This window comes from Brevibacterium sp. Z349TD_9, from assembly GCF_056173565.1.
Map to the genome: position 1 here is coordinate 705,914 of NZ_CM149680.1, position 14,427 is coordinate 720,340.

Annotated in this window: 11 protein-coding genes and 1 tRNA gene; all 12 read left to right on the plus strand. The window is 69.6% G+C overall.

Annotated elements, in window-relative coordinates; genetic code table 11:
• Positions 1-55 precede the first annotated feature (55 nt).
• Positions 56-616, plus strand: a complete 561-nt coding sequence (locus AC0VYB_RS03035) for a tRNA adenosine deaminase-associated protein (RefSeq protein ID WP_101624146.1) — start codon at positions 56-58, stop codon at positions 614-616.
• Positions 617-633: 17 nt separating this feature from the next.
• Positions 634-1,068 carry a nucleoside deaminase gene (locus AC0VYB_RS03040; protein WP_063249934.1) on the plus strand — a complete coding sequence of 145 codons (435 nt, stop codon included), beginning with the start codon at positions 634-636 and terminating at the stop codon, positions 1,066-1,068.
• Between the two features lie 75 nt (positions 1,069-1,143).
• A tRNA-Ser gene (locus AC0VYB_RS03045) sits at positions 1,144-1,234 on the plus strand.
• Between the two features lie 299 nt (positions 1,235-1,533).
• The gene (locus tag AC0VYB_RS03050) at positions 1,534-3,003 is read left to right on the plus strand and encodes an NCS2 family permease (RefSeq protein ID WP_193338393.1); all 1,470 of its coding nucleotides are present in this window, start codon (positions 1,534-1,536) and stop codon (positions 3,001-3,003) included.
• A gap of 206 nt (positions 3,004-3,209) precedes the next feature.
• Positions 3,210-4,694: a xanthine dehydrogenase small subunit gene (locus tag AC0VYB_RS03055; protein WP_063249985.1), complete on the plus strand. Its 1,485-nt coding sequence runs from the start codon at positions 3,210-3,212 to the stop codon at positions 4,692-4,694.
• On the plus strand, positions 4,691-7,048 hold the full coding sequence (xdhB, locus tag AC0VYB_RS03060) for a xanthine dehydrogenase molybdopterin binding subunit (protein ID WP_009377988.1): 2,358 nt from the start codon (positions 4,691-4,693) through the stop codon (positions 7,046-7,048). Before AC0VYB_RS03055 ends, xdhB begins: the two co-directional genes overlap by 4 nt.
• A complete protein-coding gene (xdhC, locus tag AC0VYB_RS03065; RefSeq protein WP_063249932.1) occupies positions 7,045-7,851 on the plus strand; it encodes a xanthine dehydrogenase accessory protein XdhC in 807 nt (268 codons plus the stop codon). Before xdhB ends, xdhC begins: the two co-directional genes overlap by 4 nt.
• Positions 7,852-7,884: 33 nt before the next feature.
• Positions 7,885-9,171, plus strand: coding sequence for a guanine deaminase (gene guaD / locus AC0VYB_RS03070; protein ID WP_063249931.1), 1,287 nt, complete (start codon positions 7,885-7,887; stop codon positions 9,169-9,171).
• Between the two features lie 195 nt (positions 9,172-9,366).
• Positions 9,367-10,179, plus strand: a complete 813-nt coding sequence (locus AC0VYB_RS03075; protein WP_063249930.1) for a hydroxypyruvate isomerase family protein — start codon at positions 9,367-9,369, stop codon at positions 10,177-10,179.
• Positions 10,180-10,230: 51 nt separating this feature from the next.
• Positions 10,231-11,145, plus strand: a complete 915-nt coding sequence (locus AC0VYB_RS03080) for a 2-hydroxy-3-oxopropionate reductase (protein ID WP_193338392.1) — start codon at positions 10,231-10,233, stop codon at positions 11,143-11,145.
• Positions 11,145-12,941, plus strand: a complete 1,797-nt coding sequence (gcl, locus tag AC0VYB_RS03085; RefSeq protein ID WP_063249928.1) for a glyoxylate carboligase — start codon at positions 11,145-11,147, stop codon at positions 12,939-12,941. Before AC0VYB_RS03080 ends, gcl begins: the two co-directional genes overlap by 1 nt.
• Before the next feature lie 68 nt (positions 12,942-13,009).
• Positions 13,010-14,341 (plus strand): allantoinase AllB, encoded by a 1,332-nt coding sequence (gene allB, locus AC0VYB_RS03090; protein ID WP_063249927.1) that lies wholly within the window; start codon positions 13,010-13,012, stop codon positions 14,339-14,341.
• The last annotated feature ends 86 nt before the right edge of the window (positions 14,342-14,427 follow it).

The window sequence follows — 14,427 nt, forward strand, 5'->3', positions numbered from 1 at the left end:
CGGAGAAAGAGCGGATCCTGTGGTGAAAGGACTGAGAAGAGTCCACAATGGAGACATGTCCTACTTCAGTGAGATCCTTGCCGAGTCCAGCGACGGCTTCCGCGCCCTCGACGTCGACGTCCGTGACGCCGCGGACCTCGACGGCCTGGTCGACATGATGCGCACCGCAGGCTCCGACGACGGTGAGGCGATCGCCGTCATCGAGCACGAGGACGAGTGGTTCGGCCTCGTGCGGCTGTGCCGGGACAACGAGGTCAAGGTCTTCCTCTCCGACCTCCGGGCCGTCGAGCTCAGTCCCTTCGCTGCGATCTTCGCCGACTACCTCGACTCCCGCCCCGACGCCTACGAGGCCGAGCCGGAAGAGGAGTTCGGCCTCGACGAGGAGACGCAGACCTCCGAGGACGAGGACGAGGACGACAACGACGACGAGATCGAGATGCTCGACTTCGACGGCGACGCCGAATGGGGCGGGGACGCCGACATCTACGCCGACCGGGGGCTCCCGGCGGCCGACCTCATCGAGCAGGTCGAGCAGCACCGGTCGGACCCGGCCCGCGTCGTCGCCCACGTCGGCGAGACCGTCGGCTTCGCCGATCAGCTCGAGGCCGCACGCTGAACCGCTTTCCCGAGTGGATGGATCTTGCCCTCGCCGAGGCGGCCCGGGCGACCGCACATGACGACGTCCCCGTCGGCGCCGTCGTCGTCGATGAGGACGGCCGGGTCATCGGCGCTGGCCACAACCGGCGCGAGGTCGACGAGGATCCGCTCGGCCATGCCGAGCTCATCGCCCTGCGTGCCGCCGCCGAGGCGACCGGACGCTGGCGCCTCGACGGCTGCACCCTCGTCGTCACCCTCGAACCGTGCGTGATGTGCGCGGGCGCACTCGTCGGCTCCCGCATCGCCCGCCTCGTCTACGGCGCCTTCGACGAGAAGGCCGGAGCCGTCGGCTCGATCTGGGACATCCCGCGCGACCGTGCGGCTCTCCACCACCCTGAGGTCTACGCGGGCGTGCGCGCGGAGGAGAGTGCGGCGCTGCTGCGCGAGTTCTTCACCGCCCTCCGAGGGTGAGGTGCCGACAGAGGTGACCGCTCTCACGGTGCGATGATTTGGCCCTCCTGCGGCACCGACTGTATTGTTGTCGGCGGTGGCGTGTCCGAGCGGCCGAAGGTGCAACACTCGAAATGTTGTGTACGGTAACCCCGTACCGTGGGTTCAAATCCCACCGCCACCGCCACATGAACCCCCTGGTCATCCAGGGGGTTCTCTGCTGTCCGGAGTCGTCACGGCGACCCGGAGACTACACTGGTGTCAGTTGTGTCTCGATTCCCCTCACGGCCCTGTGACGATTGACACACCCCTGGGTGTGACGCGAGACTGTCCAAATGAAATAGAAATAGTTTTCCGCATCGTGGAAGTCCTGGCGGGGCCTCCCGTGCGCTGACTGTCTCGTTTCAATGCGCACGTTCAAGGCGCAGGGCCGCGACGACGATGTTGCGGCCGACCAAATCGAACAGTTTGAGGTGGTCCATGAAAATGGCTGACAACGATTCAGGGCGGGACACGGCACCCGTCGAGCACGGCAGTCCCAGTGCACTGGACAGATTCTTCGAGATAACCCAGCGCGGATCCTCGGTGCGCCAGGAGATCCGCGGCGGCATCGTCGCCTTCGTGGCGATGGCCTACATCGTCGTGCTCAACCCGCTCATCCTCGGCGGCTCCGCCGACGTCACCGGCGGCACGCTCGACTTCGCGCAGCTCACGGCCGTCACCGGCCTCGTCGCGGGTCTCATCACGATCCTCTTCGGCGTCGTCGCCCGGCTCCCGTTCGCGCTCGCCGCCGGCCTGGGGATGAACAGCTTCCTCGCCGTCTCCGTCGTCCAGGAGGTCACCTGGGCCGAGGCGATGGGGCTCGTCATCATCAACGGCGTCATCATCGTCGTCCTCGGCGCCACGGGCATCCGCACGGCGATCTTCAATGCCGTTCCCCACGCCCTCAAGGTCGCGATCACGGTGGGCATCGGCCTCTTCATCGCGTTCATCGGCTTCGTCAACTCCGGCTTCGTCACCCGCACGCCCGCCGGTCCGCCCGTCCAGCTCGGGCAGGACGGATCGATCGCCTCCCTGCCGACCGTGGTCTTCATCGGCGCGCTCATCCTCATCGGTGTGCTCGTGGCCCGGAAGATCCCCGGCGGCATCCTCATCGGGATGATCGTCGCGACGATCGCCGCGATCATCATCCAGGCGTTCGCGAAGCTCGGCACCGTCGGCGACCCGGTCAACCCGGACCCGCAGGGCTGGAACCTCAGCGCTCCGCAGCTGCCGAGCCAGATCGTCGCTCTGCCCGACTTCTCCCTCATCGGCGCCTTCGACCTCTTCGGCTCGTTCGAGCGCATCGGAGTCCTCGCCGCGACGATGCTCGTCTTCACCCTCGTGTTCACGAACTTCTTCGACGCGATGGGCACGATGACGGGTCTCGCCCGCAGTGCCGGCCTGCAGACGAAGGACGGCATGTTCCCCCGCATCCGCGGCGCCTTCATCATCGAGGGTCTCGGCGCGGTCGCCGGCGGCGGCGCCTCGGCGTCGTCGAACACGGTCTTCGTCGATTCCGCCGCAGGCATCGCCGAGGGTGCACGCACCGGTCTCGCCGCGTGCGTGACCGGCGTCCTCTTCCTCCTCTCGATGTTCTTCGCTCCGCTCATCGGGGTCATCCCGATGGAGGCCGGCGCGGCAGCCCTCGTCGTCGTCGGCGCGATGATGGTCTCCCAGATCCGGGAGATCGACTTGAGCGACTTCCGCACCTCGCTGCCGGTCTTCCTCACCATGGTGACGATGCCCCTGACCTACTCGATCGTCAACGGCATCGGCGTCGGATTCATCTCCTGGGCGCTCATCCACGCGTTCAGCCGTCGCGGACAGCACGTCCACTGGCTGCTCTGGGTCGTCTCCGTCGGATTCGTCCTCTACTTCGTTCGCGGTCCCATTTCGGCTATCTTGGGAGGGTGAGCATTGTGACGGAGCAGACAGCTTGGACGAAGGGGCAGATCGCCCACGGCGACTGACGCACGCCGGTCCGTCGGTGGCCTGTGCCCCGACGCCCTCACTGCTCTCCGCTGCTGTTCGCATGGATAACCAGAAGTCCGGGAGAGCGAAGGCATCTGTTCCAACCATGCACTGTGCGCCTCACCGACGAGGCGCAGGAGGTGAGTGCGATGTCCGCGTCGACCACGGAACGCTCGAGCTGTCGGATCTCGGTCAACGGCACCGATCACGACTTCGACGGCCCCACACATACCAACGCCCTTGACTTCCTCCGCGGTCAGGGGCTCACGGCAGCCAAGGAAGGCTGCGCGGAAGGCGAATGCGGAGCCTGTGCCATCCTCATCGCCCGACCCGATGGCGAGAACGGCACCCGCTGGACCTCGGTGAATGCGTGTCTGCTGCCGGCAGCGGCCCTCGACGGCCAGGAGGTCATCACCGCCGAAGGCCTCGGCTCGGTCGACGACGTCCACCCCGTCCAGGAGGAGATGGCCGTGCGCGGCGGCTCCCAGTGCGGCTACTGCACCCCGGGCTTCATCTGTTCGATGGCCGCGGAGTACTACCGCCCCGAGCGCCCCACCGACTCCGACCACGGTCCCAACGGATTCGACATCCACGCCCTCTCCGGCAATCTCTGCCGCTGCACCGGCTACCGCCCGATCAGGGACGCAGCCTACGCCCTCGGCGACCCCACCGACGATGATGCCCTGGCCGCGCGCCGCAGCGACCCGGCGCCGGCCTCGGCGGCCACGGACCTCCACCGACCCGACACCCCCACCGGTGAGCTGGGACGGTATCGTCGTCCCACCCGCCTCGCCGAGGCGGTCGAGATCCTCAGCCTCGAACCCGACGTCCTCGTCGTCGCCGGCGCCACCGACTGGGGTGTCGAGGTCAACATCAAGGGCGCCCGGGCGAAGTCGCTGCTCGCGATCGACCGGCTGCCCGAGCTCCGCGGCGTCCGCTGGACGGAGACCCATGTCGAGATCGGGGCGGCGAACACCCTGAGCGAGATCGAACGCGAACTCGCCGGATCCGTCCCGCTGCTCGGCAAGCTCTTCCCGCAGTTCGCCTCGCGCCTCATCCGCAACGGTGCGACGATCGGCGGCAACCTCGGCACCGGCTCGCCGATCGGCGACACCCCGCCGGCCCTCCTCGCCCTCGAGGCCGAGCTCGTGCTCACCTCGGCGGGCGGGGAGCGGGTCGTGCCGCTGGCCGACTACTTCACCGGCTACCGGCAGACCGTGCGCGAGCCCGGCGAGCTCATCACTGCGATCCGGATCCCGCTGCCGCTCTCCCCGCTCACCTCGTTCCAGAAGATCACCAAGCGCCGCTTCGACGACATCTCGTCGGTCGCCATCGGCTACGCCGTCGACGTCTCCGACGGCATCGTGGACAAAGCCCGCATCGGCCTCGGCGGCGTCGCGGCGACCCCGCTGCGCGCCCTCGCTACGGAAGCGGCGATCGAAGGCAGGCCGTGGACGCTCGAGACCGTCCATGACGCGGCCGAGACCCTCGCCGCCGAAGGCACCCCGATGGACGACCACCGGGCGAGCTCCCGGTACCGCACTGCGATGCTGCGCTCCTCACTCGAGCGCTTCTTCGCCGAACAGCTGGGCGCGAGCGGGCCCGGCATGATCCGAACGGAGGCAGGACGATGAGCCATCTCTCCCAGCGCCCCGCCGACCCTGTCGTCGGCGAATCCCACCACCACGAGAGCGCCTTCGGTCACGTCACCGGCGCCGCGCTCTACACCGACGACCTCGTCGGGCGACTCACCGGCGTCCTCCACGCCTACCCCGTCCAGTCCGAGCACGCCCACGCGAGCCTCGACCGCGTCGACGCGGCGCCTGCGTACGCGGTGCCCGGAGTCGTGCGCGTCATCACCGCAGCCGACGTTCCCGGGGTCAACGACCAGGGCGTCAAGCACGACGAACCGATGCTGCCCACCGACGAGGTGATGTTCTTCGGCCAGCCGGTCGCCTGGGTCCTCGGCGAGGACCTCGAGGCGGCGAAGGCCGGCGCCGCCGCGGTCGTCGTCGACGCCACCCCGCTGCCCTCGCTCATCACCGTGCGCGATGCGATCGCCGCCGGCAGCTACCACGGGGTCCAGCCGGTCATCGACAAGGGCGACGTCGACGGCGCCTTCGCCGACGCCGCGCACGTCTTCTCCGGCGAATTCGAATTCGCCGGGCAGGAGCACTTCTACCTCGAGACCCAGGCCTCGCTCGCCCACGTCGACGAGTCCGGCCAGGTCTTCATCCAGTGCTCGACCCAGCACCCCACGGAGACCCAGGACATCGTCTCCCACGTCCTCGGGATCCCCGCCAACGAGGTCACCGTCCAGTGCCTGCGGATGGGGGGAGGATTCGGCGGCAAGGAGATGCAGCCCCACGGGTACGCAGCGCTCGCCGCCCTCGGCGCGAAGCTCACCGGTCGGCCCGTCCGGCTGCGGCTGAGCCGCACGCAGGACATGACGATGACCGGAAAGCGCCACGGCTTCCATTCGACGTGGCGGATCGGCCTGACCGAGGACGGGCGGATCCTCGCCCTCGACGCCACGCTCACCGCCGACGGCGGGTGGAGCCTCGACCTCTCCGAACCCGTGCTCACCCGCGCGATGTGCCACATCGACAACGCGTACTGGGTGCCCAACATCCGCGTCCACGGCCGCGTCGCGAAGTGCCACAAGACCTCGCAGACGGCGTTCCGCGGCTTCGGCGGCCCGCAGGGGATGCTCGTCATGGAGGACATCCTCGGCCGCATCGCCCCGCAGCTGGGGCTGAGCGCCCGTGAGCTGCGCCGCCGCAACTTCTACCAGGCCGGACAGGACACCCCCTACTACCAGCCCGTGCGCCATCCCGACCGGATGGAGGCCTGCTGGGATGAGGTCGTCACCTCCGCCGAGGTGGCCGAGCGGGAAGCGGAGATCGCCCGGTTCAACGCCACCCACGACCACGTCAAACGGGGGATTGCGATCACCCCGGTGAAGTTCGGGATCTCGTTCAACCTCACCGCCTTCAACCAGGGCGGCGCGCTCGTCCTCGTCTACAAGGACGGCTCGGTCCTCGTCACCCACGGCGGCACCGAGATGGGTCAGGGCCTGCACATGAAGATGCTCCAGGTCGCGGCGACCACGCTCGGGGTTCCCCTCTCAACCGTGCGGCTCGCCCCCACGCGCACGGACAAGGTCCCCAACACCTCGGCGACGGCGGCGAGCTCCGGCTCCGACCTCAACGGCGGGGCCGTCAAGGATGCGTGCGAGCAGATCCTCGGCCGTCTCCGGCAGGTCGCGGCAGGACTCCTCGGGGCCCCGGCGCACGAGGTCGAGATCAGCCGCGGGATCGTCAGCGCGCTGTCCTCGCCGAAGACGATCACGTGGGAAGAGCTCATCAACACCGCGTACTTCCAGCGGATCCAGCTCTCGGCCTCCGGCTTCTACCGCACGGAGGGACTCCATTGGGACCTCTCGACGATGCGGGGTGAGCCGTTCAAGTACTTCGCCTACGGGGCGGCCGCCTCCGAGGTCGAGGTCAACCGCTTCGACGGATCGTATGTGCTCCGCCGGGTCGACATCGTCCACGACGTCGGCGACTCGCTCTCCCCGCTCATCGACATCGGCCAGATCGAGGGCGGCTTCGTCCAGGGCGCCGGATGGCTCACGCTCGAGGACCTGCGCTGGGACACGAGCGACAAGCCGAGCCGCGGTCGGCTCGCCACTCAGGCGGCGAGCACGTACAAGCTCCCGAGCTTCTCCGAGATGCCCGAGGTCTTCAACATCGCCCTCCTCGACAAGGCCCACGAGGAGGGGGCGGTCTACGGCTCGAAGGCCGTCGGCGAACCTCCGCTCATGCTCGCCTTCTCCGTCCGCGAGGCTCTGCGGGAGGCGATCGCCGGCTTCGGACCGGCAGGCACCTCGGTCGAACTCGCCTCCCCGGCGACCCCGGAGGCCGTGTTCTGGGCGCTCGAAGCCGTCCGTGATGCGACCCCCGATCGGCAGCCTGTGCCGTCATGACCTGGATGGACGCAGCAGCCGAGCTCCGCAGCGCTCGGGTGCCGGCGGTCCTCATCACCCTCGCCTCCGTCCGCGGGCACGCACCGCGGGAGGCGGGAGCGAAGATGATCGTCACCGCCGATGACCTCTATGGGACCATCGGCGGGGGCAATCTCGAGATGACCGCCGTCACCCGCGCCCGCGAGATGCTCACCGGGGACTCCGGCGATGCGGGCGACCGCCCCTTCGAACCGGAGATGCTCACCCTGCGGCTCAACGACAAGGCACCGGCGAAGTACGGTCGGCAGTGCTGTGGAGGCGAGGTCGCCCTCCTCCTCGAGCCGTTGCCCGTGCCCGCCACGGTCGCGATCTTCGGGGCCGGCAACATCGGCCTCGAGCTCACGCGGATCCTCGCCCGCCACGAGCTCGACCTCCACGTGACCGACTCGCGGCCCGAGCACTTGGGCGAGCTCGACCGGCTCGAGCCCCCGGTGGCCGAGCTCAGCCGCCACTTCGCCGTCGTCGGCGAAGAGGTGCTCACGTCCCTGCCGCCGGGCTCGCACGTGTTCATCATGACCCACGACCACGCCGAGGACCTCCACCTGTGCCAGGCCGCGCTGAGCCGCGGTGACCTCGGCACGATCGGGCTCATCGGCTCGAGCGCGAAATGGCAGCGCTTCCGCAAGGCCCTCATCGCCGACGGCCACGCCCCCGAGGTCGTCGACACGATCTCGTGCCCCATCGGTCTGCCCGCCCTGACCGGGAAGCAGCCCGCGACGATCGCGCTCAGCGTCGCCGCGGACCTCCTCAGCCGGCTGCGCTGACCCCATTCCCACCCTCCTGAGAGGAGCACCACCATGCAGATCTTCCGTGCCCGCGTCTTCGACACCCCCACCGATCCCTTCGCCGGGGGCACTCTGCGATCGGAGTCCGACACCGCGCTCGTCGTCGACTCCGGACGCATCGTCGCCCGCACCGACTTCTCCACCGCCAGGGAGCGCCATCCCTACGCCGAGGTCGTCGACCTCCGCTCCGGCGTCCTCCTGCCCGGCTTCGTCGACACCCACGTCCACTTCCCCCAGATCCGGGCGATCGGCCACCTCGGCCGGCCCCTGCTCGACTGGCTCGACCAGTGCGCCCTGCCCGAGGAGGCGAAGCTCGGCGACGACGCCTACGCCCGGGCGCTGGCAGGGGAGTTCCTCACCGGACTGACGAGCGCCGGGACCACCTCGGCGATGGTCTTCGGATCCCATTTCGCCTCCGCGGTCGACATCCTCTTCGCCCAGGCCGCCGAGGTGGGGCTGCGGATCACGACGGGACTGGTCACCAGCGACCGGAACCTCCCCGACATCCTCCTCACCGACGTCGACCGCTCCGTGCGCGAGAGCCAGGAGCTCATCGAGCGCTGGCACGGGAAGGGGCGGCTGCGCTTCGCGGTGACCCCGCGGTTCTCGTTCTCCGCCGGACCCGAACTCCTCGCCGCGGGCGGGCAGCTCGTCGCGGACAATCCCGGGATCTGGGTGACCTCCCACCTCAACGAGAACCGCGACGAGATCGCCGGGGTGGCAGCAATCCACCCGGAAGCGCGCGACTACCTCGACACGTACGACCGGGCGGGACTGCTCGGGAGGCAGACGATCCTCGCCCACAACGTCCACCCCGCCGACCGGGAGCTGGGGCGCATGGGGGAGGCGGGGGCGGCGGCAGCGCACTGCCCGACGTCGAACTCGGCGCTCGCGAGCGGCTTCTTCCCGCTGCGGCGCCACCTCGACGCAGGTGTCCGGGTGGCGCTCGGCTCCGACGTCGGGGCCGGCACCGGGTTCTCCCTGCTCAAGGAGGGCGTGCAGGCGTACTTCATGCAGCAGCTCGACCCCGCAGGCGGAGTGCCGCTGACCTCGACCCACCTCCTCCACCTCGCGACCTCGGCCGGAGCCGGGGCGCTCGGCCTCGACGAGACGGTCGGCGACCTGTCCGTGGGCAAGCGCTTCGACGCCGTCTTCGTCGATCCCGCGGCCGGGCAGCCGCTCGAGGTCGGCCTCGCCCACGCCGAATCCGATGAGGATGCGCTCGCGAAGATCTTCGCTCTCGGCACCCCCGCCGACCTCACGAGGGTGTGGGTCGACGGAGACCTCGTCAAAGGCTGAGGCTTCGTCAAGGCCTGAGGTTAGCCTGCCAGCAGCCCTCCGGGCGCTCGGCCACCCCCAGCAGGGTGGTCAGCTCCGGAGGGCTGCGGGGCTTGACTCCCCACTCCGCCGATGCGTATGCTGTTTTCATCCAACGGAAATGAACTTCCACAATACGGAAACTTCCGCAAATCGCAGAGTCGCGAAGGAGACCCGATGTCGACGTTCGACTTCACTCAGGCAGACAGCTACATCCTCAACTGCTCCACCCTGCTCACCGAACTCCCCGTTCTCGAACGCGCGCAGGCCGCGAAGGACGCAGGCTTTGCCAAGGTCGAGTTCTGGTGGCCCTTCGACGGCGACCCGACGCCGAGCCCCGCCGAGGTCGACGCGTTCATCGCCTCCCTCGAATCCGCCGGCGTCGAGCTCAAGGGCCTGAACTTCTGGGCCGGGGACATGGCCGCAGGTGACCGCGGCATGGTCTCGATCCCCGGCTCGCAGGCCGACTTCACGAAGAACGCGGAGATCGTCGCCGGCATCGGCGAACGCACCGGGTGCCGCGCCTTCAACGCCCTCTACGGGCTGCGCGTCGACGACTCGACCCCGGAGGAGCAGGACGCCGTGGCGCTGGAGAACCTTGCCGTCGCCGCCCGTGCCGTGGCCGGCATCGGCGGCACCGTCCTCGTCGAACCCGTCTCCGGGGCAGACGCCTATCCGCTCAAGACCGCCGCCGATGCGGCCGCAGTCGTCGAGGCGGTTCGTGCCGGCGGGGCGGAGAACATCGCCGTCCTCGCCGACTTCTTCCACATGGCCGTCAACGGCGACGACGTCGCCGCCGCGATCGAATCCGGGGCCGCGGACTTCGGCCACATCCAGATCGCCGACGCCGAGGGCCGCGGAGCCCCGGGAACCGGGCAGCTGCCGCTGAGGGAGTGGATCGACCGCTCCTTCGCCCTCGGCTACTCCGGGCAGATCGCGCTCGAGTACAAGCAGGACCGCGAGACCGCCTTCGCGTGGCTCGCCCACTGACCGACCGCCTCGGCGGCTGACCACCCCGACCCATTGCAAAGGACAGAGAACATGACCACCATCGCCTTCATCGGACTCGGCATCATGGGACTTCCCATGGCGAAGAACCTCGTCGACGCCGGCTTCACCGTCCGCGGCTTCAACCGCACCCCCGCCAAGGCCGAGGACCTCGCCGCCGCCGGCGGGCAGGCCGCAGCCACGATCGCCGAGGCGGTCGACGGGGCCGACGTCATCGCCACCATGGTCCCCGACTCGCCCGACGTCGAAGCCGTGCTGGACGGGATCCTCGCCGCCGCGAAGCCGGGAGCCACCTGGATCGACTTCTCGACCATCCGGCCCGACGTCGCCAAGGAGCTCGCCGCGCAGGCGAAGGAGGCAGGACTGAGGCCCCTCGACGCCCCGGTCTCCGGCGGTGAGCCCGGCGCCGTCGACGGCGTCCTCTCGATCATGGTCGGCGGTGACGAGGCCGACTTCGCGGCCGCCTCCGAGGTCTTCGAGGCGGTCGGGAAGACGATCGTCCACGTCGGCCCCTCGGGCGCCGGCCAGACCGTCAAGGCCGCGAATCAGCTCATCGTCGCCGGCAACATCGGACTCCTCGCCGAGGCGGTCGTCTTCCTCGAGGCCTACGGCGTCGACACCGCCTCGGCGCTCGAAGTCCTCGGCGGCGGACTCGCCGGCTCCAAGGTGCTCGAGCAGAAGGGGCAGAAGATGCTCGACCGCGAATTCGCCCCCGGATTCCGGCTCGCGCTCCACCACAAGGACATGGGCATCGTCACCGCCGCCGCCCGCGAGGCCGGGGTGACGATCCCGCTCGGCGCCGCCGTCGCCCAGCTCGTCGCCGCCACCGTCGCCCAGGGCAACGGCGGACTCGACCACTCCGGCCTCCTCACCGTCGTCGAACAGCTCTCGGGAACGACCGCCTCGGCGGAGGACGAGGACGCGGACGCACAGGAAGGAGCGGCGTGATGACGAGAATGCGCGCAGTCGACGCCATCGTCCTCATCCTCGAGAAGGAAGGCGCGACCGAGACCTTCGGCCTGCCGGGAGCCGCGATCAACCCGCTGTATGCGGCGATGCGGGCCCACGGCGGGATCCGCCACACGCTCGCCCGCCATGTCGAGGGCGCCTCGCACATGGCCGACGGATTCACGCGGGCGGCAGCAGGGAACATCGGGGTCTGCCTCGGCACCTCGGGACCGGCGGGCACGGACATGATCACCGGTCTCTATGCGGCTGCCGCGGACTCGCAGCCGATCCTCTGCATCACCGGGCAGGCGCCGGTCGCCGTCCTCGACAAGGAGGACTTCCAGGCCGTCGACATCGCGGCGATCGCCGCCCCCGTGACGAAGATGGCGAAGACCGTCCTCGAAGCGGGGCAGGTGCCCGGTGTCTTCCAGAAGGCGTTCCAGCTCATGCGCTCGGCGCGTCCGGGGCCCGTCCTCATCGACCTGCCCATCGACGTCCAGCAGACGGAGATCGACTTCGACATCGACACCTACGAGCCGCTGCCCGTCGACCGGCCGCAGGCCACCCCGGCGCAGGCGGAGCGGATCCTCGACCTCATCGCCGAGGCGAAGCACCCGCTCATCATCGCCGGCGGCGGGATCTTGGGTGCCGATGCGAGTGAGCGGCTCGTCGAGTTCGCCGAGTTCACCTCGATCCCCGTCTCGCCGACGCTCATGGGGTGGGGCACGATCCCCGACAGCCACCCGCTGGCCGCCGGCATGGTCGGGATCCAGACGCACGTGCGCTACGGCAATGCGTCGTTCCTCGAGTCCGACCTCGTCATCGGCATCGGCAACCGCTGGGCCAACCGTCACACCGGTGACCTCTCCGTCTACCGGAAGGGGCGGAGGTTCGTCCACATCGACATCGAACCGACCCAGATCGGGCGCGTCTTCGCCCCCGACTACGGCGTCGTCTCCGATGCCGGGGCCGCCCTCGACGCGCTGCTCGACGCCGCCCGCGGCCGGGCCGCCGGTCGTGGCCTGCCCGACTTCACGGAGTGGGCGCGCTCGTGCACCCAGCGGAAGTCGACCGAGCACCGGAAGACGAACTACACGGAGAAGCCGATCAAGCCGCAGCGGGTCTACCAGGAGATGAACACCGCCTTCGGCGAGGACGTCACGTACGTCTCGACGATCGGGCTGAGCCAGATCGCCGGCGCGCAGATGCTCCACGTCTACCGGCCCCGGCACTGGATCAACGCCGGTCAGGCCGGTCCGCTCGGATGGACGGGGCCGGCGGCGCTGGGAGTCGCGAAGGGCAAGCCCGGGCAGACGGTCGTCGCGCTCTCGGGCGACTACGACTTCCAGTTCATGATCGAGGAGCTCGCCGTCGGTGCGCAGCACCGGATCCCCTACGTCCACGTCGTCGTCAACAACTCCTACCTCGGCCTCATCCGGCAGTCCCAGCGCGGCTTCGACATGGACTATCAGGTCTCGCTCGCCTTCGACAACATCAACTCCACGGGCGAGACCGCCGGCTACGGCGTCGACCACGTCGCCGTCGCCCAGGGGCTCGGCTGCAAGGCGCTGCGCGTCGAGGATCCCGAGCTCATCGGGGAAGGGCTGCGCGTGGCCAAGGAGCTCATGGACGAACACCAGGTGCCCGTCGTCGTCGAGATCATCCTCGAGAGGATCACGAACATCTCGATGGGGCTCGCCCTCGATGCCATCAACGAGTTCGACGTCCTCGCCCAGACCCCGGCCGACGCCCCCACCGCGCTCACCCCGCTGAGCGAACTCGCAGCGGCGAAGTGATCGACCGCCGGTATACCATGGCCCCGTGAGCGGGGCCGACCCTAGGCTCAGGAATTCGAGGAGGAAGCATGAATGTCGATCTCATCATCCGCGCGAAGCGCGCAGTCCTGCCCGAGGGCATCGTCGCCGCCGAGGTGGCCGTGCGCGACGGACGGATCGTCGAGATCGCGACGGGGGAGGACCGGGTGAGCACCACCTCGGCGCAGGTCCTCGACGTCGACGACACGCAGGTGCTCCTGCCCGGCCTCGTCGACACCCACGTCCACGTCAACGATCCCGGACGCAGCGAATGGGAGGGATTCGCCTCGGCGACGAAGGCGGCGGCGGCCGGGGGCGTGACGACGATCCTCGACATGCCGCTCAACTCCCTGCCCCCGACGGTCGATGTCGACGCCCTGGAGACGAAGCGGGCCGTCGCCGCACCCAAGGCCTTCGTCGATGTCGGCTTCTGGGGCGGGGCGATCCCCGGGAACACCGGGGAGCTGCGCCCCCTCCACGAGGCCGGGGTCTTCGGCTTCAAGTGCTTCCTCGAGGACTCCGGGGTCGACGAGTTCCCGCCGCTCACCCCGGTGGAGATGGAGACCGACCTCGCGGAGATCGCGGGCTTCGACGGCCTCCTCATCGTCCACGCCGAGGACCACGCGGTCATGGCCGAGGCCCCGACCGCTTCGGGGCGGAGGTTCGCCGACTTCCTCGCCTCCCGCCCCCGCGAAGCCGAGAACGTCGCGATCGGACGCGTCATCGACGCCGCACGCGCCACCGGCGGGCGCGCGCACATCCTCCACCTCTCCTCCGCCGATGCGCTGCCCCAGATCGCCGAGGCGAAGGCCGAGGGGGTCCGGCTCACCGTCGAGACCTGCCCCCACTACCTCGTCTTCTCCGCCGAGGAGATCCCCGACGGGGCGACGACGCACAAGTGCTGCCCGCCGATCCGCGAGGAGGCCAACCGGGAGGCCCTGTGGCAGGGGCTCATCGACGGCACGATCGACTGCATCGTCTCCGACCACTCGCCCTCGACCGCGGAGCTCAAACTCCTCGAGTCCGGTGACTTCGGAGCGGCATGGGGCGGGATCTCCTCCCTCCAGCTCGGCCTCCCGCTCGTGTGGACGGAGGCGCAGCGGCGGGGCATCGAGCTCGCCGAGGTGGTCCGCTGGATGTCGGCCGCCCCCGCGGCGATCGCCCGCGTCGAGGGCAAGGGGTCGATCGCGGTGGGCAACTCCGCGGACTTCGCGCTCTTCGCCCCCGAGGAGGAGTGGACGGTGTCGGCGACCGAGCTCCACCACCGCAACCAGATCACCGCCTACGACCGGCGCACCGTGCGCGGGGCCGTGAGGCAGACCCTGCTCGCCGGCACCCCCGTCGACTTCGACGCCCCGCACGGCCGCCTGCTCACGGCCTGACCGCGCCCCGACGACGACGCGGCACCGCAGAGATCCTGCGGTGCCGCGTCGTCGTGTGCCCTCAGGCTCAGACGTCGAGCCTCAGG

What these genes read in the sequence shown, in the direction of transcription:
- AC0VYB_RS03075 (WP_063249930.1), top strand. Translation starts at nt 9,367, where the DNA reads ATGTCGACGTTCGACTTCACTCAGGCAGACAGCTACATCCTCAACTGC.
- AC0VYB_RS03050 (WP_193338393.1), top strand. Translation starts at nt 1,534, where the DNA reads ATGGCTGACAACGATTCAGGGCGGGACACGGCACCCGTCGAGCACGGC.
- AC0VYB_RS03055 (WP_063249985.1), top strand. Translation starts at nt 3,210, where the DNA reads ATGTCCGCGTCGACCACGGAACGCTCGAGCTGTCGGATCTCGGTCAAC.
- xdhC (WP_063249932.1), top strand. Translation starts at nt 7,045, where the DNA reads ATGACCTGGATGGACGCAGCAGCCGAGCTCCGCAGCGCTCGGGTGCCG.
- AC0VYB_RS03080 (WP_193338392.1), top strand. Translation starts at nt 10,231, where the DNA reads ATGACCACCATCGCCTTCATCGGACTCGGCATCATGGGACTTCCCATG.
- AC0VYB_RS03040 (WP_063249934.1), top strand. Translation starts at nt 634, where the DNA reads ATGGATCTTGCCCTCGCCGAGGCGGCCCGGGCGACCGCACATGACGAC.
- guaD (WP_063249931.1), top strand. Translation starts at nt 7,885, where the DNA reads ATGCAGATCTTCCGTGCCCGCGTCTTCGACACCCCCACCGATCCCTTC.
- AC0VYB_RS03035 (WP_101624146.1), top strand. Translation starts at nt 56, where the DNA reads ATGTCCTACTTCAGTGAGATCCTTGCCGAGTCCAGCGACGGCTTCCGC.
- xdhB (WP_009377988.1), top strand. Translation starts at nt 4,691, where the DNA reads ATGAGCCATCTCTCCCAGCGCCCCGCCGACCCTGTCGTCGGCGAATCC.
- gcl (WP_063249928.1), top strand. Translation starts at nt 11,145, where the DNA reads ATGACGAGAATGCGCGCAGTCGACGCCATCGTCCTCATCCTCGAGAAG.
- allB (WP_063249927.1), top strand. Translation starts at nt 13,010, where the DNA reads ATGAATGTCGATCTCATCATCCGCGCGAAGCGCGCAGTCCTGCCCGAG.